At 57.3% G+C, this 22,473-nt stretch carries 18 protein-coding genes; 15 read left to right on the top strand and 3 right to left on the bottom strand.

All coding sequences use genetic code 11. From position 1 onward, the window contains the following. Window positions 1–145 precede the first annotated feature (145 nt). Window positions 146–1,495, bottom strand: a complete 1,350-nt coding sequence (yegD, locus tag RTM13_RS16110; protein ID WP_312213203.1) for a molecular chaperone — start codon at window positions 1,493–1,495, stop codon at window positions 146–148. A gap of 113 nt (window positions 1,496–1,608) precedes the next feature. Between yegD and alkA the strand changes: the two genes are divergently transcribed. Next, window positions 1,609–2,478: a DNA-3-methyladenine glycosylase 2 gene (gene alkA, locus RTM13_RS16105; protein ID WP_312213201.1), complete on the top strand. Its 870-nt coding sequence runs from the start codon at window positions 1,609–1,611 to the stop codon at window positions 2,476–2,478. Here alkA and RTM13_RS16100 read toward each other — a convergent pair. After that, entirely contained in the window at window positions 2,460–5,789 is a 3,330-nt protein-coding gene (locus RTM13_RS16100) for a diguanylate cyclase (protein WP_312213199.1), read from the bottom strand. The genes alkA and RTM13_RS16100 overlap by 19 nt on opposite strands. Window positions 5,790–6,133: 344 nt before the next feature. On the opposite strand from RTM13_RS16100, the gene udk reads away from it, so the two are divergent. From udk to asmA, 3 genes are all read left to right on the top strand, one after another. Beyond that, window positions 6,134–6,775, top strand: a complete 642-nt coding sequence (gene udk / locus RTM13_RS16095; protein ID WP_312213197.1) for a uridine kinase — start codon at window positions 6,134–6,136, stop codon at window positions 6,773–6,775. 118 nt (window positions 6,776–6,893) lie between these two features. After that, complete coding sequence (dcd, locus tag RTM13_RS16090; protein WP_042389830.1) at window positions 6,894–7,475, top strand: dCTP deaminase; 582 nt, start codon at window positions 6,894–6,896, stop codon at window positions 7,473–7,475. A gap of 41 nt (window positions 7,476–7,516) precedes the next feature. Beyond that, complete coding sequence (gene asmA, locus RTM13_RS16085; protein WP_312213195.1) at window positions 7,517–9,367, top strand: outer membrane assembly protein AsmA; 1,851 nt, start codon at window positions 7,517–7,519, stop codon at window positions 9,365–9,367. 80 nt (window positions 9,368–9,447) lie between these two features. On the opposite strand, the gene RTM13_RS16080 is transcribed toward asmA, so the two are convergent. Beyond that, window positions 9,448–11,028, bottom strand: coding sequence for a TerC family protein (locus tag RTM13_RS16080; protein ID WP_312213193.1), 1,581 nt, complete (start codon window positions 11,026–11,028; stop codon window positions 9,448–9,450). A 476-nt stretch (window positions 11,029–11,504) separates the two neighbouring features. On the opposite strand from RTM13_RS16080, the gene RTM13_RS16075 reads away from it, so the two are divergent. Genes RTM13_RS16075 through RTM13_RS16025 form a run of 11 tightly spaced genes read left to right on the top strand, consistent with a single transcriptional unit; the run spans window position 11,505 to window position 22,472 of the window. Then, entirely contained in the window at window positions 11,505–12,644 is a 1,140-nt protein-coding gene (locus RTM13_RS16075) for a polysaccharide export protein (RefSeq protein WP_312213191.1), read from the top strand. A gap of 5 nt (window positions 12,645–12,649) precedes the next feature. Further along, window positions 12,650–13,093 carry a low molecular weight protein-tyrosine-phosphatase Wzb gene (gene wzb / locus RTM13_RS16070; RefSeq protein WP_312213189.1) on the top strand — a complete coding sequence of 148 codons (444 nt, stop codon included), beginning with the start codon at window positions 12,650–12,652 and terminating at the stop codon, window positions 13,091–13,093. 2 nt (window positions 13,094–13,095) lie between these two features. Then, window positions 13,096–15,258 (top strand): tyrosine-protein kinase Wzc, encoded by a 2,163-nt coding sequence (gene wzc, locus RTM13_RS16065; protein WP_312213187.1) that lies wholly within the window; start codon window positions 13,096–13,098, stop codon window positions 15,256–15,258. Window positions 15,259–15,292: 34 nt separating this feature from the next. Further along, window positions 15,293–16,132: a colanic acid biosynthesis glycosyltransferase WcaA gene (gene wcaA, locus RTM13_RS16060; RefSeq protein ID WP_409456058.1), complete on the top strand. Its 840-nt coding sequence runs from the start codon at window positions 15,293–15,295 to the stop codon at window positions 16,130–16,132. Then, window positions 16,132–16,623 (top strand): colanic acid biosynthesis acetyltransferase WcaB, encoded by a 492-nt coding sequence (gene wcaB, locus RTM13_RS16055; RefSeq protein ID WP_312213183.1) that lies wholly within the window; start codon window positions 16,132–16,134, stop codon window positions 16,621–16,623. Before wcaA ends, wcaB begins: the two co-directional genes overlap by 1 nt. Then, entirely contained in the window at window positions 16,620–17,837 is a 1,218-nt protein-coding gene (gene wcaC, locus RTM13_RS16050; RefSeq protein ID WP_312213181.1) for a colanic acid biosynthesis glycosyltransferase WcaC, read from the top strand. Before wcaB ends, wcaC begins: the two co-directional genes overlap by 4 nt. Continuing rightward, on the top strand, window positions 17,812–19,032 hold the full coding sequence (gene wcaD / locus RTM13_RS16045) for a colanic acid polymerase WcaD (RefSeq protein ID WP_312213179.1): 1,221 nt from the start codon (window positions 17,812–17,814) through the stop codon (window positions 19,030–19,032). The genes wcaC and wcaD overlap by 26 nt, the downstream gene beginning before the upstream one ends. Before the next feature lie 12 nt (window positions 19,033–19,044). Next, the gene (gene wcaE / locus RTM13_RS16040) at window positions 19,045–19,791 is read left to right on the top strand and encodes a colanic acid biosynthesis glycosyltransferase WcaE (RefSeq protein WP_312213177.1); all 747 of its coding nucleotides are present in this window, start codon (window positions 19,045–19,047) and stop codon (window positions 19,789–19,791) included. A 15-nt stretch (window positions 19,792–19,806) separates the two neighbouring features. Continuing rightward, window positions 19,807–20,355: a colanic acid biosynthesis acetyltransferase WcaF gene (gene wcaF, locus RTM13_RS16035; protein ID WP_312213175.1), complete on the top strand. Its 549-nt coding sequence runs from the start codon at window positions 19,807–19,809 to the stop codon at window positions 20,353–20,355. Window positions 20,356–20,382: 27 nt separating this feature from the next. Beyond that, entirely contained in the window at window positions 20,383–21,504 is a 1,122-nt protein-coding gene (gene gmd / locus RTM13_RS16030) for a GDP-mannose 4,6-dehydratase (protein ID WP_312213173.1), read from the top strand. Window positions 21,505–21,506: 2 nt separating this feature from the next. Continuing rightward, window positions 21,507–22,472: a GDP-L-fucose synthase gene (locus RTM13_RS16025; protein WP_312213172.1), complete on the top strand. Its 966-nt coding sequence runs from the start codon at window positions 21,507–21,509 to the stop codon at window positions 22,470–22,472. Window position 22,473 lies beyond the last annotated feature (1 nt).

The following is a 22,473-nucleotide window of genomic DNA, read 5'->3' as shown; positions in this document are numbered from 1 at the left end:
CCGCAGAAAAATGGAGGAAATATGAAAGACCGTATGGAATCGTCTGAATGCGCCGGGTGGCGGCTGCGCCTTACCCGGCCTACGGGCACGGAGGTGGTTGTGGGATCCGTAGGCCCGGCAAGCGTAGCGCCGCCGGGCATGTTGTTTAAAACACCACCTGTGCCCAGCGGGCGAGGCCTGCGGTGACCGAGCCAAAATCATCGCCGCCAGCAATCGGAATGCCGGGCAGGGCGTCAGCCAGCGCCTTTTTGATCAGCGGCGAGCGGGCGCTGCCGCCGGTCAGGTAGATAATATCCGGCGTCTCGTTGCTGCTCGCCAGTGCCAGCTGCACCTGTTCAAGAATGCGCGTCAGCGGCTGGTTGAGGGCAGTCTCCAGCCCCTCCTGAGTGATCGCCGTCGCCAGCTCGTCGCTAATAAACGGCAGCCGGGCCTCGGTTTGCGCGTTATCGGAGAGGGCAATCTTGCTCTCTTCCGCGCTGCGCACCAGACGGTAGCTGAGGCGCTGACGCCACACCTTCACCAGCCGCGCTACCTTATCCCCTTCACGGGCGTCGCGCACCAGGTCGTTAAGCAGACGGCCGTTGGCGCTGCTGTAGAAATCGCTCTGGGCCGGAACGTCGTTGATCGCCACCGCGTTCCACCACGGCAGGATCGGCAGGGCGATGCCCTTTTCGGTCTGGCCGCCCATGCCCAGCAGCGGCATCAGGTGCTTAAAGGCCAGCGCAATATCGAGATCGTTACCGCCGACGCGGCAGCCGCTGTGGCCCAGCAGGCTGGTATCGCGATCCTGGCGCTGGTGCCACTGTGGACCCATCAGCAGCAGCGAGCAGTCGGTGGTCCCGCCGCCGATATCCACCACCAGCACGCGCTTCTCCGCCTGCAATGTGGCTTCAAAATCCAGCCCGGCGGCGACCGGCTCGTACTGGAACACCACCTCATTAAAGCCTGCACGCTTTGCGGCACGCTCGAGGATCCCCTGCGCCTGGGCGTTAGCGTCATCGCCGCCCAGCCCCTGGAAGTTGATCGGTCGGCCAATCACTGCCCGATCGATGGCCTCCGGCAGCTGGCTCTCCGCCTGCTGGCGAATGTGCAGCATCATGGCGCAGACCAGATCCTCAAACAGGGCGATCTGCTGCGGCTTCAGGCCGCTGGCCCCGAGGAAAGATTTCGGCGATTTTACGAAGTAGACCTCTTCCGGATCCTGAACGTACTGCTGCAACGACTGAAGACCAAACTGGACGCTGCCCGGCAGCACCTCGATATCCTCTTCGCGGTTGAAGCTCACCGCCCGGCGCAGCAGCGCCTGGGTTTCGCCGCCGGTGGCGGGAACGTCATGGTGGCGGTAGAGCCACTCGCTGACCGCTTCCCGCGTCGGAGCGCAGAGCATTGACGGCAGTAACGTGCTGCCGTTTTCCATTTTTAATAGCTGCGGGATGCCGTCGCGCATCACCGCAACGGAGCAGTTTGCCGTGCCGTAGTCAAAACCAATAAACATGAAAGTTCCCCATGCCGGTGAAGAAGGGGGGCGACTTTAGCCGAAAGGATTATGAAAGCAAAGCAAAAAAGTGGTGGGGCGCTTAAGCTGAAAAGAGAGTGAGAGGAGTAACCATGTATACACTGAGCTGGAAGCCGCCCTACGACTGGGCGTGGATGTTAGGTTTTTTACAGGCGCGTGCGGTGACTGGCGTAGAGGTGGTCAGCAAAGGCCGCTACGTGCGCAGTCTTGCGCTGGCGGAGCGCCGGGGGATCGTTACTGCCGAGCCGGACGAGGCTAACCATACGCTGAGAGTCACCCTCAGCGACGGGCTGATGCCGGTTGCCGGGGAGTGCCTGGCCAGGCTGGGGCGTCTGTTCGATCTCGCCTGCGATCCGCAGGAGATTGTTCAGGCCCTCGGTTCGCTGGGGGAGCAAAGACCAGGCCTGCGGCTGCCTGGCTCGATGGATACCTTTGAGCAGGGCGTGCGGGCGATCCTTGGGCAACTGGTGAGCGTGGCGATGGCGGCAAAGCTGACCGGCAAGGTGGTGGAACACCTGGGTGAGCCGCTGGCAGACGCGCCGGGCTTTATCTGCTTCCCGACGGCAGAGGCGCTGGTTCAGGCCGATCCTGCGGCGTTAAAAACGCTGGGTATGCCGCTCAAGCGCGCTGAGGCGCTGATTAATCTGGCTCGCGCCACCCTTGACGGTGAGTTTCCGGTGCAGGCCCCGGCGGACATTGAGCAGGGCGTGAAGCTATTGCAGGGCTTTCCCGGTATCGGACGCTGGACGGCAAACTATCTGGCAATGCGTGGCTGGCAGGCGAAGGATGTCTTTTTAGCCGATGATTACGCCATCAAGCAGCGCTTCGCGGGCATGACCCCGGCGCAGATCCGCCGCTATGCCCAACGCTGGCAGCCCTGGCGCTCCTATGCGCTGCTGCACATCTGGTACACCCCAGACTGGCAGCCGTCAGTTAATGATGGTCAGTTAATGGCAAAGTAGCTGGTATTGAGCATGAGATCCAGCGGCTGGGCCTGGGAGATTGTATCCCCATAGATATAGTCAATCCCAATGCCGGAGAGGGTATCCATCATCATCGGCTGGTTGGTTGGCCCGGCGATGCTCTTCATTCCCAGGCGTTGGGCATGGCCCTGCACGATGGTGACCATCATCTCGTCCATCAGGTTACCGTGCACGTTGGTTACCAGCTCCGGCTCCAGCAGAACGTAGTCCGCCATCTGCGGCATAAGATGGTTGAAAATCTCCAGATCGCGCCCAATATGGCTGATAATCAGTCGGCAGCCCGCCTGGCGAAGTTTGGCGAGGCCGTCACCGATGCTGCTCTCTTCGCGCATCAGGGCATCAGCATGGATCACAAAGTGCAGCAGACGACCTGGCATCCCGCTCTGCTCCAGCTTCTCGACGATCTCGTTGACCACCGTCCGGCTGGCCAGGCCGGCGCTGGAGAGCGGCAGGGCGACGCTGACCCCTTTACGTACTACTCCGGCGGCGCTGTTGGTGAAGAACTCGTGGACCACCCGGCGGTCGAGAGCGCGGATCAGCTCCGGCTCGGCCAGGCCCGAGCGGAAGGCGCGCTCCTCCATGGCTTCCCCTTCGCTGGTCCACAGACGCAGCGAGAGTAGCCAGAAGTTGCAGGACTCCGGTACACGCGGGGAGGCGACGCCGCGCGCCACCAGCAGCAGATGGTTATCGCGGATCATCCGCGTCTGCTCCTCAAGGGAGATCAGACTGCGGTTGTGGTGCATATGATCCTGCTGCGGCTCATACACCGTGACCACGCCACGCCCGTTGTTTTTCGACGCGTAGCAGGCGATATCTGCCTGAGACATCACCTCGGAGGCCTGACAGTTGCTCTCATCAATCAGGGTGATCCCGGCGCTCGCACCAATGCGATGCAGGCGACCCTCCCACATAAAGCGATAATCATTGATTGCGTGAATAATTCGCCCGGAGATGTAGCGAGCGCTCTCGATATTGCAGTCCGGCAGCAGCAGGCCGAACTCATCCCCGCCGAGGCGGGCAAGAATATCGGTAGAGCGCAGCATGCTGAGCATCAGGGAGGAGAGCTCCCGCAGCAGGGCATCGCCCGCCGCATGGCCTGCGGTATCGTTAACCGCCTTAAAGCGGTCGAGATCGATATAGACCAGCGCGTGGCGCTGATGCGTCTCCTGCACCGTCTGCAAAAGCCGCTTAAGATGGTTCTCGAAGCTAACGCGGTTCGCCAGGTGGGTCAGCGCATCGTGAGAGGCGCTATAGCTCAGCTGGCGCAGCATCTTCCGGGACTCGGTCACGTCCTGGATCACCAGCACGAAGCCGATGTTCTGCCCATCAAGGGTGCTGAGCGGCGTCACGCTGTAGTGGATGTCATAGGTGCCGCCGTTGCGGCAGTGCAGCACTACGTCCTGCTCAATGGCTGAGCGCGACATATCACCGCTGTGAATGTTTTCCAGCGCCGGGCCGTTATCGCCAAAGGTAATGCGCAGCACGTTCAGCAACGCCTGGCCGATAGCGTGCTCCTGCTGCCAGCCGCTCATTTTTTCCGCCACCGGGTTCATAAAGGTGACGTTCATATCTACGTCGGTACAGAGCACCGCTTCACCGATGGAGTCGAGCGTAATATGCAGGCGCTCTTTCTCCTGGAACAGCGCCTCGTTCAGCTGTTTCACCTCGGTCATATCCATATTGACGCCAAGCAGCCGTTCAACCTCGCCGTTTTTATTCAGCACCCGATTTGCCAGGGTACGGATATGACGAATGCCATCTTTAACGTGGATGCGAAACTCCAGCTTAAAGGCCACTCTTGCCACCAGCGAGTCGCGAACGATGCGCTCGGTTTCGGCTCTGTCTTCCGGAACCACGCACTCATACCAGAGCTTCCAGGTGGGCTTCACGTGTGGCGGCAGCTCATAAAGCTCAAACATGCGCTTATCCCAGCTGATGATGTCCGGCTCCAGCTCCCACTCCCAGATGCCAATTCCCCCGGCCTCGTTGGCCAGGGTTATGCGCTCCATCAGCCGCTTGTTGACCCACTCGGTGTGCTTCAGATCGTTGATATCTTCGACCTGGGAGATGAAGTAGAGCGGCGTGCCGTCCGGGTGGCGCACCAGCGACACCGCCAGCAGCGCCCAGACGATATCCCCCGTGCGGGTGTAGTAGCGCTTCTCCATGGAGTAGCTGTCGATCTCACCGCGCACCAGCATCTCAAGCTGCTCAAGGTCGCTGTTGAGATCTTCCGGCCAGGTGAGCTGCTGGAAGGTCAGCAGGCGCAGCTCATCCTGAGAGTAGCCGAGAAAGCTGCACAGCGCTTTATTAACTTGCAACCACTGACCGTCCGTGCCCACCAGCGCCATGCCGATGGCGGAGTACTCCATCGCATTGCGAAAACGGGCTTCGCTTTCGGTAATGTGCTTGCGCTCGGCGCGAAAGGAGTACATCACCATGGTCATGACGTTGGCCGGCAGCAGGATCATCATAAACGGTAGCCAGGGCGCGTTCAGCATGGCGCTGCTGTTAAAGTTGTTTAGCTCCATCGGGCCGTGGGTCATCATCAGCGACACCACCATGATGGTGACGAGGAAGATGAGAAAGGCCTCCAGGCGAGGCAGGCGAACCGCGGTCCACATTAGCAGGACGATAACGGCGGTAAAGGGCCACGGCAGATAGAGCATGGAGAGCCAGCTGAGAAAGAGGGTGATCGCCAGCGTCACCAGGGTCTCCAACAGCAGCTGCGGCTTGCGGTGGCGCAGCAGGTAGTGCAGCTTGAACATTAGCCCAAGAGGAACCAGCGCCAGCGCACCAATAGACTCCGAAAGGACCCAGATCATAAAAGTACGCAGCAGGTTTTCGCTGCCGGACACCATGCATACCAGCAGCCCGCCGAGCAGGGGAGGGACCACGGCGCTGCCGATGGTCAGGCGGATCCAGTCCCCCAGGTTCTGCAGCGGGTTATACCACGGCAGCATCTTGCGTAGCAGCACCGCCCCGGCCAGCGCCTCAACGATATTGATCGCCGGATACCAGAAGTTCATTTCACTGGTGGGAAAGAGCAGAAACGAGGCTGCCAGGCTGCCCAGCGAGCAGGCGATGGCGATGCCCGGCCACATCCGCCCGGCGTGGCGGTAGAAGGCGACCATCATAATAGAGGTGGGGAACCACAGCGGCGCAAGGGGAGTGCCGAAACGGGTCAGCTCAAGGGAAAACAGGGTGAAGATAAAGGTCACCAGTCCTAAACTGAGCAGCCTCAGTAGGGGATTTGGGGTAGTAACCAAAACGCGCTGGTATTGTTTATTCATTACCGCTTTATCCGCAGTCCCTGTGCCGCCAGGAGCATCAAGCCCGGACGGGTAAAATTGAAATTTGGATTATGCTAGTACAAACAATTTACAATTCCTATGGTGACCGCTCATAATTTGACATCATAGTGTTATTAATCACTTAGTCTGCCAAAAATAGCGGCTGAACGCTGTAAAATTAAACGTTTTAATTTGCGAAAAGGGTAATATGCCGGATTGGGGCCGTTGTGGCAGACGTTTGCGCATTCGACTGGTATCACGAGAGCGAAATCCCTATAATTGCCGCGTTTGACGCTATAGCGTCGCCCTTCTTTACTTCCAGGTTAATCAGGTCGCAAAAATTTATGACTGATAAGTCCCATCAGTGCGTCATTATCGGCATCGCCGGCGCATCCGCTTCAGGTAAAAGTCTCATTGCCAGTACGCTTTACCGCGAGTTGCGCGAACAGGTTGGTGATGAACATATTGGCGTTATCCCAGAAGATAGCTACTACAAGGATCAAAGTCACCTGTTGATGGAAGAGCGTGTTAAAACGAACTACGACCATCCCAGCGCCATGGATCACAATCTGCTGTTTGAACATTTGCAGATCCTGAAAGGCGGCAACCCCATCGAACTGCCGGTGTACAGCTACGTTGAGCACACCCGTACCAATGAGACTATCCACATTGAACCCAAGAAAGTCATTATTCTTGAGGGGATACTGCTGCTGACCGACGCGCGCCTGCGCGAGGCGATGAACTTCTCGATCTTTGTCGACACGCCGCTGGATATCTGCCTGATGCGCCGTATCAAGCGTGACGTCAACGAACGCGGCCGCTCTATGGACTCGGTGATGGCACAATATCAGAAGACGGTGCGTCCGATGTTCCTGCAGTTTATTGAGCCATCTAAACAGTACGCCGATATTATCGTGCCGCGCGGGGGTAAAAACCGCATTGCTATCGATATCCTGAAGGCCAAAATCAGCCAGTTTTTTGAATAACCGGGTTTTTTAAACCGTCTGGTTTTGAATAAACGGCGCAAATTGTGTACCGTTCAGAGATAACTTGTCTGCCCTGGGCGAACTTAACCGGGCAGGCAACACCTAAGGAGAAAGTGCTATGCGTTTGTGTGACCGCGATATTGAAGCCTGGCTGGACGATGGTCGCCTGTCGATTACCCCGCGCCCCCCGGTGGAGCGCATTAACGGTGCGACAGTAGACGTGCGTCTGGGCAACAAATTTCGCACCTTCCGTGGCCACACCGCTGCCTTTATCGATCTGAGTGGTCCCAAGGATGAGGTGAGCGCTGCGCTGGATCGGGTGATGAGCGATGAGATCGTGCTCGCAGAAGGCGACGCCTTCTTCCTGCACCCGGGCGAACTGGCGCTGGCGGTGACCTTTGAGTCCGTGACCCTGCCAGCGGATCTGGTGGGCTGGCTGGACGGTCGCTCCTCGCTGGCGCGGCTGGGCCTGATGGTGCACGTGACAGCTCACCGTATCGATCCAGGCTGGTCTGGCTGCATCGTGCTGGAATTTTATAACTCCGGAAAGCTGCCGCTGGCGCTGCGTCCGGGAATGCTGATTGGCGCGCTCAGCTTTGAGCCGCTCTCCGGCCCGGCCGCACGCCCCTATAACCGTCGCCAGGATGCAAAATACCGTGACCAGCAGGGCGCGGTGGCCAGCCGAATTGATAAAGACTGAGCGCCTGTTGCGCCTTGTAATAGCTGCTCGTTGAGGATGCCATGAGAAGAGTGTTAACCACGCTGATGATTGTACTGGTCGTGTTGGTCGCCGGCCTCTCTGCGTTGGTGCTGCTGGTGAACCCGAACGACTTCCGGGATTACATGGTGCGACACGTTGAGTCGCGCAGTGGCTATCAGCTGAAGCTTGACGAGCCGCTGCGCTGGCACGTCTGGCCCCGGCTGAGCATTCTCTCGGGGCGCATGTCGCTGACTGCCCCCGGTGCGTCACAGCCGCTGGTGACAGCAGACAATATGCGTCTGGACGTTGAGCTGCTGCCGCTGCTCTCCCATCAGCTACACGTTAAGCAGGTGATGCTGAAGGGGGCGGTGGTCCAGCTCACGCCGCAAACCGAGGCGTCGGAGCCGGAAGGCGCGCCGGTTGCGCCGCAGGAGAACTCGCTGCCGCAGGTAGAGACCGATCGCGGCTGGTCCTGGGCGGTCTCCCATCTGCAAATCGCCGACAGCGTGCTGGTTTTCCAGCACAAAGACGATGAGCAGGTGACGGTACGTAATATCCATCTCAAGATGGATCAGGACGAAAATTACCATGCCAGCGTGGACTTCTCGGGGCGGATTAACCGCAACCAGCGCGACCTGACCCTGGCACTCAAGGCGAACGTTAACGCCGCCGACTACCCCTATAATCTTACCGCCGCCGTGGAGCAGCTTAACTGGCAACTTCAGGGGGGCGATGTGCCTGCCCAGGGTATCACCGGGCAGGGCGGCTTCCAGGCCCAGTGGCGCGAAGCACAAAAGCAGCTTACCTTTAGCCAGCTGAACATGACCGCCAACGACAGCGCGGTGACCGGCAGCGGCAGCGTGACGTTGGGAGATAAGCCCGAGTGGGCGCTGGATCTGGCGTTTGATAATCTCAACCTGGAGAATCTGCTGGGTGCAGTAACCAACCCGACGACCAACGCCACCGCTGCGCAGCAGGGGCAGAGCCTGATGACGCTGCCTCGCCCGGTTATCGCCCGTGACGTTGATGGCGATGACTACAGCAGCCTGCGCGGCTTTACGGCAAATCTGTCGCTGACCGCAAAAAAGGCCCGCTGGCGGGGGATGGACTTTACCGACGTCAGCAGTCATATCACCAATAAAGCGGGCCTGTTAAGCCTCTCGACCCTGACCGGAAAGCTGGGGGAGGGTACGCTCTCGCTGCCGGGCAGCCTGGATGTCCGGGGCAAAACGCCGAAAAGCACCTTCCAGCCGCAGCTTGATAACGTTGAGATTGGCACGGTGCTGAAAGCCTTTGACTATCCGCTGGCGCTGACCGGTAAACTGTCGCTGGCGGGAGATTTCAACGGCGACAGGGTAGACGCCGAGGCATTCCGCCGCAGCTGGCAGGGCAGCGCCCACGTTGAGATGGCCAACACGCGCATGGAGGGTCTGAACTTCCAGCAGCTTATCCAGCAGGCGGTAGCCCGCAGCAGCGATGTTCAGGCCCAGCAGAATTATGATAGCGCCACCCGGCTTGATAGCTTCAGCACCGATTTAACCCTCGATGGCGGCCAGATGGCCCTCGACGATATGCAGGGGCAGTCCGCGCTGCTGAATCTCTCTGGTCAGGGCACGCTCGATCTGGTGAAACAGCTCTGCGATACCCGCTTTAATGTTCAGGTTACCGAGGGTTGGAAGGGTGACGGGAAGCTTATTGAATTCCTGAAAAACACGCCGATCCCGCTGCGCGTTTACGGCAAATGGCAGGCGCTCAATTACAATCTGCAGGTGGATCAGGTTCTGCGTAAGCATTTGCAGGATGAGGCGAAACGCCGTCTTAACGACTGGGCGGATCGCAATAAAGATAGCCAGCGCAGTAAAGATATTAAAAAGCTGATCGATAAGCTTTGATGTCTGATGTTGTAGTAACAACGCCCGGCGGCGCTTTCGCTTGCCGGGCCTACAAATAACAAACGGCACCGTACCCGGCGTTAAACTTCGTACTCCTCGTCCGCTGTATCCAGCGGCACAATCTGCACCTTCTGTACGCGGTGGCTCTCGACCTGCAGCGTCTTCAGCAGGTAGTCACCCACCTGCACCTCTTCCCCCACTTTGGGAATGCGCTGCAGATACTCCATCAGCAGTCCGGCAATAGTGTGATACTCCCGCTTGTCGTCCAGCGGCAGTGGCACATACTGCACCAGATCCTCCAGCGGCATGTGGCCGTTTGCTGTCCAGCTGCCGTCGGCGTTTTTCTGAATGTCGTGACGGGCATCAATCTCCTCTACCTCGTTCGGCAGGTTACCCGCGATGGTCTCCATCACGTCGCTGAGAGTCACGATCCCTTCGATAGAGCCAAACTCATCCACCACAAAGGCAAAGTGCGTCCGCGCATTGCGGAACTGCTCCAGGGCCTGCAACAGCGGCAGCCCCTCGGGAAAGACCAGCGGCTGGCGGATCAGCACGTTGATGTTGAGCGGCTCGCCGCGCAGCGACTGCTGGAGCAGGTCGAGAATGTGCACCACGCCGAGCAGATCCTCATGCTCATCGCCGCCGGTCACTACCATGCGGGTATGCTGGTTTTTATCCAGCAGGGCGCGGATTTCCTCCTCCGGTGCGCTGAGATCGATATACTCAATGTCATGGCGGGAGGTCATGATGCTGCTGACGGTGCGCTGGTTAAGGTTTAATACCCGCTCAATCATCAGCCGCTCCTGGGTATTGAAGATCTGGTGATTATCATGATCTGCCAGCAGGGAGGAGGTCTCCACGTCCAGCTCGGCATCCTCTTTTCGGTTGCTCAGCAGGCGCATCACCGCATCGGTAGTCCGCTGGCGCAGCGTCTGGTTAGCGGAGAGAAAGCGACGGCGGTTGAAGATAGCCAGCTGGTTGAGCGCCTCGATCATCACCGAGAAGCCAATGGCGGCGTAGAGATAGCCTTTCGGAATGTGGAAACCGAAGCCGTCGGCGATCAGGCTGAAGCCGATCATCAGCAGGAAGCTAAGGCAGAGAATAACAATGGTCGGGTGACTGTTAACAAAGCGCGTCAGGGCCTTGCTGGCCAGTAGCATCAGCGCGATGGCAATCACCACCGCCGCCATCATCACCGCCAGATGATCGACCATCCCCACGGCGGTGATCACCGAGTCCAGCGAGAAGATCGCGTCCAGCACCACGATCTGCGCCACTACCGGCCAGAATCTGGCCCCGCGCCGCTGGGTGGGGTTATCGCTGTCCTTGCCCTCCAGCCGCTCGTTGAGTTCAACAGTGGCCTTAAAGAGCAGGAAGAGACCGCCAAACAGCATGATCAGATCCCGGGCGCTGAAGCTAAAGCCACGCACCGAGAAGAGAGGCGTAGTGAGGGTTACCAGCCAGGAGATAGAGGCCAGCAGCAGCAGGCGCATCAGCATCGCCAGCACCAGGCCGGTGACCCGCGCCCGGTCGCGTTGGGCAGGCGGCAGCTTCTCGGCAAGGATGGCGATAAAGACCAGGTTATCAATACCTAACACCAGCTCAAGCACTACCAGCGTCAGCAGCCCGGCCCAGATTGATGGATCGGCAATCCATTCCATAATACGTTTTGTACCCTCCAGAAAAATAATTACCCGTCTCTGCGGGAATGTAAATTAGGATATATCGCAGATGTAAAAGTGTCTATTTTTTTTGTCAATATGAAGTAATTCCTAAAACCATAAAAATAGCGACTTAATCTTATTCTTAAAAACTGGCATCAGGCAAAGTGGAGCCTTGCCTGTAATTCCTTTAGCTGCAACAATTCTTCCAGCGTTAACGCGCTACTTTACTAAACTATTTTCCCGTTGTCCTGCCCGGCGTTGTCCGCCCGTGGTTTAACGTTATGTCTCTGGATCATAAGGGGTATTAATCACCTTCGCTAATACTATCAGTCGGCTGCATTTGACCAGGCGCTTTTTAGGACTGATGCCAGTTATATTTAACAGACATTAAATGCATTCTGTTAAATGTGCGGCGAAAGCGGCGCTATTTAAATTGCACAGGATAATTACTCTGCCAAAGTGATAAATAATCAATGATGAAATCCAAAATGAAATTGATGCCATTATTGGTATCTGTGGCCTTGATGAGTGGTTGCACGGTTTTCCCCGGAAGCAATATGACCACAATGGGTAAGGATGTGATTAAACAGCAAGATGCTGATTTCGATCTCGACCGCATGGTGAATGTTTATCCTTTGACTCCCCGACTGGTAGAACAGCTTCGACCCCGACCCAATGTCGCCCAACCCAACATGTCGCTGGATCAGGAGATCTCCAGCTACCAGTACCGCGTTGGACCGGGTGACGTTCTTAACGTTACCGTCTGGGATCACCCGGAGCTGACTACCCCCGCCGGACAGTACCGCAGCTCCAGCGACGCCGGTAACTGGGTCCAGCCCGATGGCTCCATGTTCTACCCCTACATTGGCAAAGTCCACGTCGTGGGCAAAACCCTTGCTGAAATCCGCAGTGATATTACCGGCCGTTTAGCGCAGTACATCGCCGACCCGCAGGTGGACGTTAATATCGCCGCTTTCCGCTCGCAGAAAGCCTATATCTCCGGGCAGGTTAATAAATCGGGCCAGCAGGCCATTACCAACGTGCCGCTTACCGTACTGGATGCGATTAACGCCGCCGGCGGCCTGACCGACACCGCCGACTGGCGCAACGTGGTACTTACCCATGAGGGCCGCGAGCAGCGTATCTCTCTCCAGGCGCTGATGCAGAACGGCGACCTCAGCCAGAACCGCCTGCTCTATCCGGGAGACATTCTGTTTGTGCCGCGCAATGACGATCTGAAAGTGTTCGTGATGGGCGAAGTGAAAAAACAGAGCACCCTTAAGATGGACTTCAGCGGCATGACCCTGACCGAAGCGCTGGGCCAGGCGGAAGGTCTGGATCTCACCGCTTCCGACGCCAGCGGCATCTTTGTGATCCGTCCGCTGAAAGGCGAGGGCGGCCGCAGCGGCAAGATGGCTAATATTTACCAGCTCGATATGTCCGATGCCACCTCGCTGGTGATGGCGACGGAGTTCCGACTTCAGCCTTACGACGTGGTCTACGTCACTACCGCGCCGGTTACTCGCTGGAACCGTCTTATCAATCAGTTGCTGCCGACGATCAGTGGCGTTCGCTACATGACCGACACCGCCAGCGACGTTCACAACTGGTAACGCTCATGTTTAACAAAATTCTGGTGGTATGCGTGGGCAACATCTGTCGCTCTCCAACGGGGGAGCGTCTGCTAAAGCACTATCAGCCGGCTCTGACGGTGGAGTCTGCCGGGCTGGGCGCGCTGGTAGGTAAAGGCGCGGACGCCACGGCGACCAGCGTGGCAGAAGATCACCAGCTGTCGCTGGCCGGGCACAGCGCACGGCAGATCACCGGGCGGATGTGCCGGGAGTATGACCTGATCCTGGTGATGGAGAAGCGCCATATTGCCGCGCTGTGCGAAATCGCACCGGAGATGCGCGGCAAGGTGATGCTGTTCGGTCACTGGGACGGCGAGCGCGAGATCCCCGATCCCTACCGCAAAAGCCGCGAGGCCTTTGAGGCCGTCTATACCTTACTCGATCGCTCGGCCCGCCAGTGGGCGCAGGCGTTGCACGTTCAGCAGGGATAACCATGACAGAAAAATTACACCATGCTGCTGCCCCACAGACGGGCGGTGATGAGATCGATATCGGCCGCCTTGTGGGAACCATTATTGAGGCGCGCTGGTGGGTGCTGGGTATTACGGCCCTGTTCGCGCTGGCGGCGGCGATCTATACCCTGTTCGCCACCCCAATCTATAGCGCCGACGCGCTGGTGCAGATTGAGCAAGATGCCGGTGGCTCGCTGGTGCAGAACCTCAATAGCGCGCTCTCCAATAAGCCCCCCGCTTCAGACGCGGAGATCCAGCTGATTAAGTCGCGAATGGTGCTTGGCAAGACGGTTGACGATCTGGATCTCGACATCGGCGTGACGAAAAACACCTTCCCGATCTTCGGCGCGGGCTGGGATCGCCTTCAGGGTCGGCAGAATGAGACCGTTAAGGTGACCACCTTTACGTTACCCAAAGGCGCGAGCGGAGAGATCTTTACCCTCAGCGTGTTGGGGCCGAAACAGTATCAGCTGACCAGCGACGCCGGGTTTAGCGCCCGTGGCGAAGTCGGCAAGCTGCTGCAAAAGGAGGGCGTGACCTTCGAAGTCAGCGCTATCCAGGCGACAGAGGGCAGCGAGTTTACGGTAACGAAATTCTCCACGCTGGGCGTGATTAACAATCTGCAAAACAATCTCTCGGTCACCGAGAACGGTAAAGATACCGGCGTGCTGAGCCTGAGCTTTACCGGTGAGGATCGCAACCAGATCCGTGCCATTCTCAACAGCATCACCCGTAACTATCTGGCACAGAACGTTGAACGTAAGTCGGAAGAGGCGGCGAAAAGCCTGGCCTTCCTTGCGAAACAGCTTCCGGAGGTGCGGGCGAATCTCGATGAGGCGGAGAACAAGCTTAACGCCTTCCGTCAGGATAAGGATTCGGTAGACCTGCCGCTGGAGGCGAAGGCGGTGCTGGATTCAATGGTTAATATTGACGCCCAGCTTAACGAGCTGACCTTTAAAGAGGCGGAGATCTCCAAACTCTATACCAAAGCGCACCCGGCCTACCGCACGCTGCTGGAGAAACGCCGCGCGCTGGAGGAGGAGAAGGGCCGTCTCAGCGGGCGCGTGTCCGCGATGCCTAAAACCCAGCAGGAGATTGTGCGCCTGACCCGGGACGTGGAGTCCGGCCAGCAGGTCTATATGCAGCTGCTGAATAAACAGCAGGAGCTGAAGATCACCGAGGCCAGTACGGTAGGGGATGTCCGTATTGTCGATCCGGCTATCGATCAGCCCGGCGTGTTGAAGCCGAAGAAGGCGCTGATTATTCTCGGCAGCATTATTCTCGGCCTGATGCTCTCTATCGTTGGCGTGCTGCTGCGCTCGCTGTTTAACCGCGGTATCGAAAGCCCGCAGGTGCTGGAGGAGAACGGCATCAGCGTTTACGCCAGCATTCCGCTCTCCGAGTGGCAAAAAGCGCGCGACAGCGTCAATACCAATAAAGGCACCAAGCGATTCAAGCAGAGCCAGCTGCTGGCGGTGGGTAATCCGACCGATCTTGCTATCGAAGCGATCCGCAGCCTGCGTACCAGCCTGCACTTCGCCATGATGCAGGCCAGCAATAACGTGCTGATGATGACCGGGGTTAGCCCGTCGATCGGAAAAACCTTTGTCTGTGCCAACCTGGCGGCAGTGATCAGCCAGACTAACAAGCGCGTGCTGATGATCGACTGTGATATGCGCAAAGGCTATACCCACGAGCTGCTCGGCACCGATAACGTCAATGGCCTCTCCGACATCCTGGCAGGGCAGGGGGATTTCTCCAGCTGCGTGAAGCCCACCGCCATTACCCATTTCGATCTGGTGCCGCGTGGCCAGGTGCCGCCTAACCCTTCTGAGCTGCTGATGAGCGAGCGTTTCTCGCAGCTGCTCGCGTGGGCCAGCAGCCGCTACGACCTGGTGCTGATCGATACGCCGCCGATCCTCGCGGTGACCGATGCGGCAGTAGTAGGGCGTCATGCCGGTACCACCCTGATGGTGGCGCGCTATGCGGTTAACACCCTGAAAGAGGTGGAGACCAGCCTGAGCCGCTTTGCGCAGAACGGCATTCAGGTAAAAGGTGTGATCCTGAACTCTATCTTCCGTCGGGCGACGGGATATCAGGACTACGGCTATTACGAGTACGAATACAAGTCGGACTCTAAGTAAGACTTACAGGCAACCTCGGGGACAAGAAATGACAATAGCTAATCACCCATTGATCTCTATTTATATGCCGACATGGAACCGTCAGCAGCTGGCTATCCGCGCTATCAAGTCGGTTTTACGCCAGGACTATCCGCACTGGGAGATGATCGTCGTCGACGACTGCTCGGCGAATTATGAACAGCTTGAGCAGTACGTTGCGGACCTTAACGATCCGCGCGTGACCTATGTCCGCAACGCGTTCAACTCCGGGGCCTGCGCGGTGCGTAACCAGGCTATTTTGCAGGCGCGAGGCCACTACATCACCGGTATCGATGACGACGATGAGTGGACGCCGAACCGTCTGTCGGTGTTTCTTGAGCATAAGCACCAGCTGGTGACCCACGCTTTTCTCTACGCCAACGACTACGTTTGCGAAGGCGAAGTTTATGCCCAGCCAGCCAGCCTGCCGCTCTATCCGAAATCTCCCTATTCGCGGACGCTGTTCTACAAGCGCAACATTATTGGTAACCAGGTCTTTACGCTGGCCTCGCGCTTTAAGGCCTGCCTGTTTGACGTCGAGCTGAAGGCGGCCCAGGACTACGACATCTTCCTGCGGATGGTGGTGGAGTATGGCGAGCCGTGGAAGGTCGAGGAGGCGACACAGATCCTGCATGTCAACCACGGGGAGATGCAGATCACCACTTCACCGAAGAAGTTCTCCGGCTACTTCCACTTCTATCGCAAGCATAAAGATAAGTTCGATCGGGGCAGCAAGAAGTACCAGCTCTTTACGCTCTACCAGATCCGCAACAAGCGGATGACCCTGCGTACGCTGCTGACCCTGTTCTCTGTGCGCAACAGCAAGCGCCTGGCTTATGGGCTACGGAGTAAATAATGCGCCTGGAGGATTTTCGCGCTAACCACTGGAGCCTGCGCCCCTGCTGCATGGTGATGGCCTACCGTATCGCTCATTTTTGCTCGGTGTGGCGCAAAAAAAGCGTCATTAACAATCTGTGGGCCGCGCCAGTGCTGCTGCTCTACCGCTTTATTACCGAGTGCCTGTTTGGCTATGAGATCCAGGCTGCGGCCACCATCGGACGGCGTTTTACCATCCATCACGGCTATGCCGTAGTGATCAACAAAAACGTCGTGGCCGGGGATGACTTCACCATTCGCCACGGCGTCACCATTGGCAACCGGGGCGGGGAGAGCCTGGCCTGTCCGGTGATTGGTAACGGCGTGGAGCTGGGAGCAAACGTGGTCATCATTGGCGATATCACCATTGGCAACGGCGTCACTATCGGTGCCGGCAGCGTGGTGCTGGATAGCGTGCCGGACAACGCGCTGGTGGTAGGAGAGAAAGCGCGCGTGAAGGTGAGCAAATGAATATTTTACAGTTCAACGTCCGCCTGGCCGAAGGGGGCGCAGCTGGCGTGGCGCTCGATCTGCACCAGCGGGCGTTACAGCAGGGGATGCGCTCGCGCTTTGTGTACGGCTACGGCAAGGGCGGCAGGAAGAGCGTTAGCCACGACAGCTATCCAGATGTGATCAAGCACACGCCGCGCCTGACGTCGATTGCCAACCTGGCGCTGTTCCGCCTCTTCAATCGCGATATGTTTGGCGATCTCAACGACCTTTACCTCGAGGTGATCCGCTCCCAGGGGCCGGTGGTACTGCACTTTCACGTGATGCACAGCTACTGGCTGAAGCTGGAAAAGATAGTGGCGTTTTGCCAGCGGGTCACCGCCAGCCGTCGCGACGTAACTCTGGTCTGGACCCTGCACGATCACTGGAGCGTCACCGGGCGCTGCGCCTTTACCGATGGCTGTGAGGGGTGGAAGAGCCACTGCCAGGCCTGCCCGACGCTGGATAACTATCCCCCTGTGAAGGTGGATCGCGCCCACAGTCTGGTAGCGGGCAAGCGTCGCCTGTTCAGCGAGATGATCGCTCTCGGGTGTCACTTCATCTCCCCCAGCCAGCATGTAGCCGACGCCTTTAACAGTATCTATGGCAAAGGTCGCTGCAAGATCATTAATAACGGCATCGATGTCGCCACCGAAGCGATCCTCGCCGAGCTGACACCGGTAGAGCGCGCCCAGGGGGCACCGAAAATTGCCATTGTCGCTCACGACCTGCGCTACGACGGCAAAACCAATCAGGCGCTGGTGCAGAAGATGATGGCCCCTGGCAAGGGCATTGAGCTGCACACCTTTGGCAAGTTCTCACCTTTTGCTGGAGAGAACGTCATTAACCACGGCTTTTTGACCGACAAGCGCCAGCTGATGAGCGAGCTGAACCAGATGGATGCCCTGGTGTTTAGCTCCCGGGTCGATAACTATCCGCTGATCCTGTGCGAGGCGCTGTCGATTGGTGTGCCGGTGATTGCTACCCACAGCGATGCGGCGCACGAGGTGCTGCGCAAATCCGGCGGCATGACCTTCGACGAGAAGGCAGTGCTGGAGCTGGTTCAGCGGCCAAAAGCGGAGATTGCCGAGGCGGTGTTTGGCACCTCGCTGGAAGCGTTCAGGGAGCGCAGCCGTCAGGCCTATAGCGGAGAGCAGATGCTGGAGGAGTATGTCGCGTTCTATCAGAGTCTGTAGCTATCTGCTGCTGCCGCTGACCTATCTGCTGGTCAACGTCAAAATCGCCCAGCTGGGGGAGAGCTTCCCCATCACCATCGTCACCTTTTTACCGGTGCTGCTGCTGCTCTTCGTCGATAAGATCAGCGTGAAGAAGTTGCTGATTGCGCTGGGGATTGGGGCCGGGCTGACCGTGTTTAACTACCTGTTCGGACGGTCGTTTAACGCCAGCAAGTATGCCACCTCCACGCTGCTGTTTATCAACATCGTGATCATTATCGGCATGGTGTGGAGCATCCGCTTCAAAGTCGTCTCGCCCCATAACCACCGTAAGATCCTGCGCTTCTTCTACATGGTGGTGGGGCTGATAGTGACCCTGGCGGCGATGGAGATGGCACAGATTATTCTCTCCGGCGGCAGCAGCCTGATGGAGACCATTTCGAAATATCTGATCTACTCCAACAGTTACGTGCTGAATTTCATCAAGTTCGGCGGGAAGCGAACCACGGCGCTCTATTTTGAACCCGCTTTCTTCGCTCTGGCATTAATCTCAATTTGGCTCAGTATCAAACAGTTTGGTATCAAGACCCCTAAAACTGATGGTATGATTCTGGCAGGGATAGTTCTTTCAGGTTCTTTCTCCGGCGTAATGACCTTTATTCTGTTTTATTTGCTGGAGTGGGCGTTTCAGTATCTGAATAAAGAGGCGATTAAGAAAAAGCTGCCGCTGGCAATAATATCGTTGGCCGTTTTTATGGTCGGTATCGTTTTTGCATTTCCGTATATTTCCGAACGACTCGGCGATCTCGGTACGGAAGGCTCCTCTTCCTATTATCGAATCATCGGTCCGCTGGCGATGGTTGGCAGCGCATTAACCAATATCGATGGCGCAGTACGTTTTGGTTCGCTTTATGAATATGTTGCATCATTCGGAATCTTTAACGGTGCGGACGTCGGAAAAACAATAGACAATGGCTTGTATCTGCTGATTATTTATTTTTCATGGTGCGCTGTAGTACTAACCGTATGGTACATGAGTAAAGTCTTAAAAATGATGATCAACGCATTTGGTAATAATCAGAATTATCGTGTTCAGCTTTATCTTTTTATGCCGGTGTCGCTCTTTTTTACCGGTTCGATTTTTAGCCCGGAATACGCGTTCTTGATCGTTTGCCCGTTTATTTTGCGCAAGGCGCTAAATATTACTCAATCCTGACGAGGTAAAAACATGCTGCTCAGTGTCATTACCGTTGCCTTCCGTAACTATGCGGGCGTGGTGAAAACGCATGCCTCACTGGCCCACCTGGCACGGGCAAAAGAGATCACCTTCGAGTGGATTGTGGTGGACGGCGGCTCTAACGACGGCACCCGTGAATTTTTAGAAAATCTCAACGGCGAGTATAACTTACGTTTTGTAAGCGAGCGGGATAACGGCATCTATGACGCCATGAACAAGGGTGTTGCGCTGGCCGAAGGGCGCTTTGCCCTGTTCCTCAACTCGGGCGATATCTTCCATGAGGATGTGGCCGACGTGGTTCGCCAGCTGGCGGACGAACGTGAAAAGGCGATGTATATTGGCGACGCGCTGCTGGATTTTGGCGATGGGACAAAAATACGCCGCAGCGCCAAGCACGGCTGGTATATTTATCACAGCCTGCCTGCCAGCCACCAGGCGATCTTTTTCCCGGTGAGCGGCTTAAAAACGTATCCTTACGATCTGCAATATAAAGTTTCATCGGATTATGCGCTGGCTGCCAGAATGTTTAAAGCGGGCTATCCCTTTAAACGTGTAAAGGGGTTGGTGTCTGAATTTTCAATGGGCGGCGTCTCAACGTCTAATAATCTTGAGCTATGCCAGGACGCGCGAAAGGTCCAGCGTAAGATATTGCGCGTGCCCGGCTTTTGGGCGCAGCTCTCTTATTTCTTACGCGTACGTACTACCGGAAAGACAAAAGCCTTATATCACAAAGCCTAAATATAAGGGATAACCATGCAGGATTTAAAAGGATTCTCGGTGCCGAAAGGGTTCCGGGGGGCGGGAGCTATTAAGGTCCAGCTGTGGTGGGCGGTTCAGGCGACGTTATTTGCCTGGTCGCCGCAGATAATGTATCGCTGGCGAGCTTTTTTATTGCGGCTGTTTGGCGCAAAAATCGGAAAAAACGTAGTAATCCGTCCGTCGGTAAAGATTACCTATCCGTGGAAATTAACCCTCGGAGACTATAGCTGGGTAGGAGATGAAGCCGTTTTATATACGCTGGGCGAGATTACCCTCGGTGCTAATTCGGTAGTGTCACAAAAGTGTTATTTGTGTACCGGCAGTCACGACTATTTAAGCGCGCATTTTGCTATTAACGCGACGCCTATCGTGATTGGCGAGAAGTGCTGGCTGGCAACGGATGTGTTTGTTGCCCCAGGGGTCACGATTGGCAACGGCACGGTGGTAGGGGCGCGGAGCAGCGTTTTTAAATCGCTACCGGCCAACGCCGTCTGCCGTGGCAATCCCGCAGTGGTGATACGCGAACGCGTAGAAACTGAATAATTTCTGATAAGTCTGGAGAAAATAACTATGTCTAAAGTCGCTCTCATCACCGGCGTGACCGGGCAGGATGGCTCTTATCTGGCGGAGCTGCTGCTGGAGAAAGGCTATGAGGTTCACGGCATCAAACGTCGCGCCTCTTCGTTTAACACCGAGCGCGTGGACCATATCTATCAGGATCCGCACGCCAGCAACCCGAAATTCCATCTGCACTATGGCGATCTGACCGACAGCTCCAACCTGACGCGTATCCTGCAGGAAGTGCAGCCGGATGAGGTGTACAACCTGGGGGCGATGAGCCACGTAGCGGTCTCCTTTGAATCCCCGGAGTATACCGCCGACGTTGACGGCATGGGCACCCTGCGCCTGCTGGAGGCGATCCGCTTCCTCGGCCTCGAGAAGAAAACCCGTTTCTACCAGGCTTCCACCTCTGAGCTGTATGGCCTGGTGCAGGAGATCCCGCAGAAAGAGACCACGCCGTTCTACCCGCGTTCGCCGTATGCGGTGGCTAAGCTCTACGCCTACTGGATCACCGTTAACTACCGTGAGTCCTACGGCATGTACGCCTGCAACGGCATCCTGTTCAACCACGAATCCCCGCGCCGCGGCGAGACCTTCGTAACCCGTAAAATTACCCGTGGTATTGCCAACATTGCCCAGGGCCTCGAGTCATGCCTCTATCTCGGCAACATGGACTCCCTGCGCGACTGGGGCCATGCCAAAGACTACGTGAAGATGCAGTGGATGATGCTGCAGCAGGATCACCCGGAAGATTTCGTCATCGCGACCGGCGTGCAGTACTCGGTTCGCCAGTTCGTTGAGATGGCTGCCGCTCAGCTGGGCATCAAGCTGCGCTTTGAAGGCACCGGCGTTGACGAGAAGGGCATCGTGGTCTCCGTTACCGGTCACGACGCACCGGGCGTGAAGGCGGGCGATGTGATTGTTGCCGTCGATCCGCGCTACTTCCGTCCGGCAGAGGTAGAGACCCTGCTCGGCGATCCAACCAAGGCGCACGAGAAGCTGGGCTGGAAGCCGGAAACCACCCTGCAGGAGATGGTCTCTGAGATGGTAGCCAAGGATCTGGAAGCAGCTAAGAAACACTCGCTGCTGAAGTCCCACGGCTACGAGGTTGCCATCGCGCTGGAGTCCTGAGCATGAGTAAACAACGTATCTTTGTGGCTGGCCATCGCGGCATGGTGGGGTCAGCTATCGTGCGCCAGTTGGAGCAGCGCGGTAACGTCGAGCTGATCCTGCGCACCCGTGATGAGCTGAACCTGCTGGATGCGGCCGCTGTTAATGACTTCTTCGCCGACCAGCGGATCGATCAGGTCTACCTGGCGGCGGCGAAGGTGGGCGGTATTGTGGCGAACAATACGTATCCGGCTGACTTCATCTACGAAAACATGATGATCGAGAGCAACATCATTCACGCTGCGCATACGCACGGCGTGAACAAGCTGCTGTTCCTCGGCTCCTCATGTATCTATCCGAAGCTGGCGACCCAGCCGATCGCCGAGAGCGAGCTGTTGCAGGGGACCCTGGAGGCCACTAACGAGCCGTACGCCATTGCCAAAATTGCCGGGATTAAGCTGTGCGAATCCTACAACCGTCAGCATGGCCGCGACTATCGCTCGGTGATGCCGACCAATCTGTATGGCCCGCACGACAACTTCCACCCGAGCAACTCCCACGTGATCCCGGCGCTGCTTCGGCGCTTTCACGAGGCGGCCGAGCAGAACGCTACCGATGTGGTGGTGTGGGGCAGCGGCACGCCAATGCGTGAGTTTCTTCACGTCGATGATATGGCTGCGGCCAGCATCCACGTGATGGAGCTGGATCGTGAGGTGTGGCTGGAGAACACCGAGCCGATGCTGTCGCACATCAACGTCGGGACCGGGGTTGACTGCACCATCCGCGAGCTCGCGCAGACGCTGGCTCAGGTGACGGGCTTTAAGGGCCGGGTGGTCTTTGACGCCTCGAAACCTGATGGCACGCCGCGCAAGCTGCTGGACGTGTCGCGTCTGCACGCGTTGGGCTGGCGTCATGAGATCTCGCTCGAGCAGGGGCTGGCCAGCACCTACCAGTGGTTCCTTGAAAACCAGCATCGGTTCCGGGGGTAGG

The sequence above is a fragment of the Pseudescherichia sp. genome, from assembly GCF_031979925.1.
Lineage (GTDB): Bacteria > Pseudomonadota > Gammaproteobacteria > Enterobacterales > Enterobacteriaceae > Pseudescherichia.
Note: the sequence above shows the minus strand (reverse complement) of the source record. Positions and strands in the feature narration are given on the sequence as shown.

What these genes read in the sequence shown, in the direction of transcription:
- yegD (WP_312213203.1), bottom strand. Translation starts at nt 1,495, where the DNA reads ATGTTTATTGGTTTTGACTACGGCACGGCAAACTGCTCCGTTGCGGTG.
- alkA (WP_312213201.1), top strand. Translation starts at nt 1,609, where the DNA reads ATGTATACACTGAGCTGGAAGCCGCCCTACGACTGGGCGTGGATGTTA.
- RTM13_RS16100 (WP_312213199.1), bottom strand. Translation starts at nt 5,789, where the DNA reads ATGAATAAACAATACCAGCGCGTTTTGGTTACTACCCCAAATCCCCTA.
- udk (WP_312213197.1), top strand. Translation starts at nt 6,134, where the DNA reads ATGACTGATAAGTCCCATCAGTGCGTCATTATCGGCATCGCCGGCGCA.
- dcd (WP_042389830.1), top strand. Translation starts at nt 6,894, where the DNA reads ATGCGTTTGTGTGACCGCGATATTGAAGCCTGGCTGGACGATGGTCGC.
- asmA (WP_312213195.1), top strand. Translation starts at nt 7,517, where the DNA reads ATGAGAAGAGTGTTAACCACGCTGATGATTGTACTGGTCGTGTTGGTC.
- RTM13_RS16080 (WP_312213193.1), bottom strand. Translation starts at nt 11,028, where the DNA reads ATGGAATGGATTGCCGATCCATCAATCTGGGCCGGGCTGCTGACGCTG.
- RTM13_RS16075 (WP_312213191.1), top strand. Translation starts at nt 11,505, where the DNA reads ATGATGAAATCCAAAATGAAATTGATGCCATTATTGGTATCTGTGGCC.
- wzb (WP_312213189.1), top strand. Translation starts at nt 12,650, where the DNA reads ATGTTTAACAAAATTCTGGTGGTATGCGTGGGCAACATCTGTCGCTCT.
- wzc (WP_312213187.1), top strand. Translation starts at nt 13,096, where the DNA reads ATGACAGAAAAATTACACCATGCTGCTGCCCCACAGACGGGCGGTGAT.
- wcaB (WP_312213183.1), top strand. Translation starts at nt 16,132, where the DNA reads ATGCGCCTGGAGGATTTTCGCGCTAACCACTGGAGCCTGCGCCCCTGC.
- wcaC (WP_312213181.1), top strand. Translation starts at nt 16,620, where the DNA reads ATGAATATTTTACAGTTCAACGTCCGCCTGGCCGAAGGGGGCGCAGCT.
- wcaD (WP_312213179.1), top strand. Translation starts at nt 17,812, where the DNA reads ATGTCGCGTTCTATCAGAGTCTGTAGCTATCTGCTGCTGCCGCTGACC.
- wcaE (WP_312213177.1), top strand. Translation starts at nt 19,045, where the DNA reads ATGCTGCTCAGTGTCATTACCGTTGCCTTCCGTAACTATGCGGGCGTG.
- wcaF (WP_312213175.1), top strand. Translation starts at nt 19,807, where the DNA reads ATGCAGGATTTAAAAGGATTCTCGGTGCCGAAAGGGTTCCGGGGGGCG.
- gmd (WP_312213173.1), top strand. Translation starts at nt 20,383, where the DNA reads ATGTCTAAAGTCGCTCTCATCACCGGCGTGACCGGGCAGGATGGCTCT.
- RTM13_RS16025 (WP_312213172.1), top strand. Translation starts at nt 21,507, where the DNA reads ATGAGTAAACAACGTATCTTTGTGGCTGGCCATCGCGGCATGGTGGGG.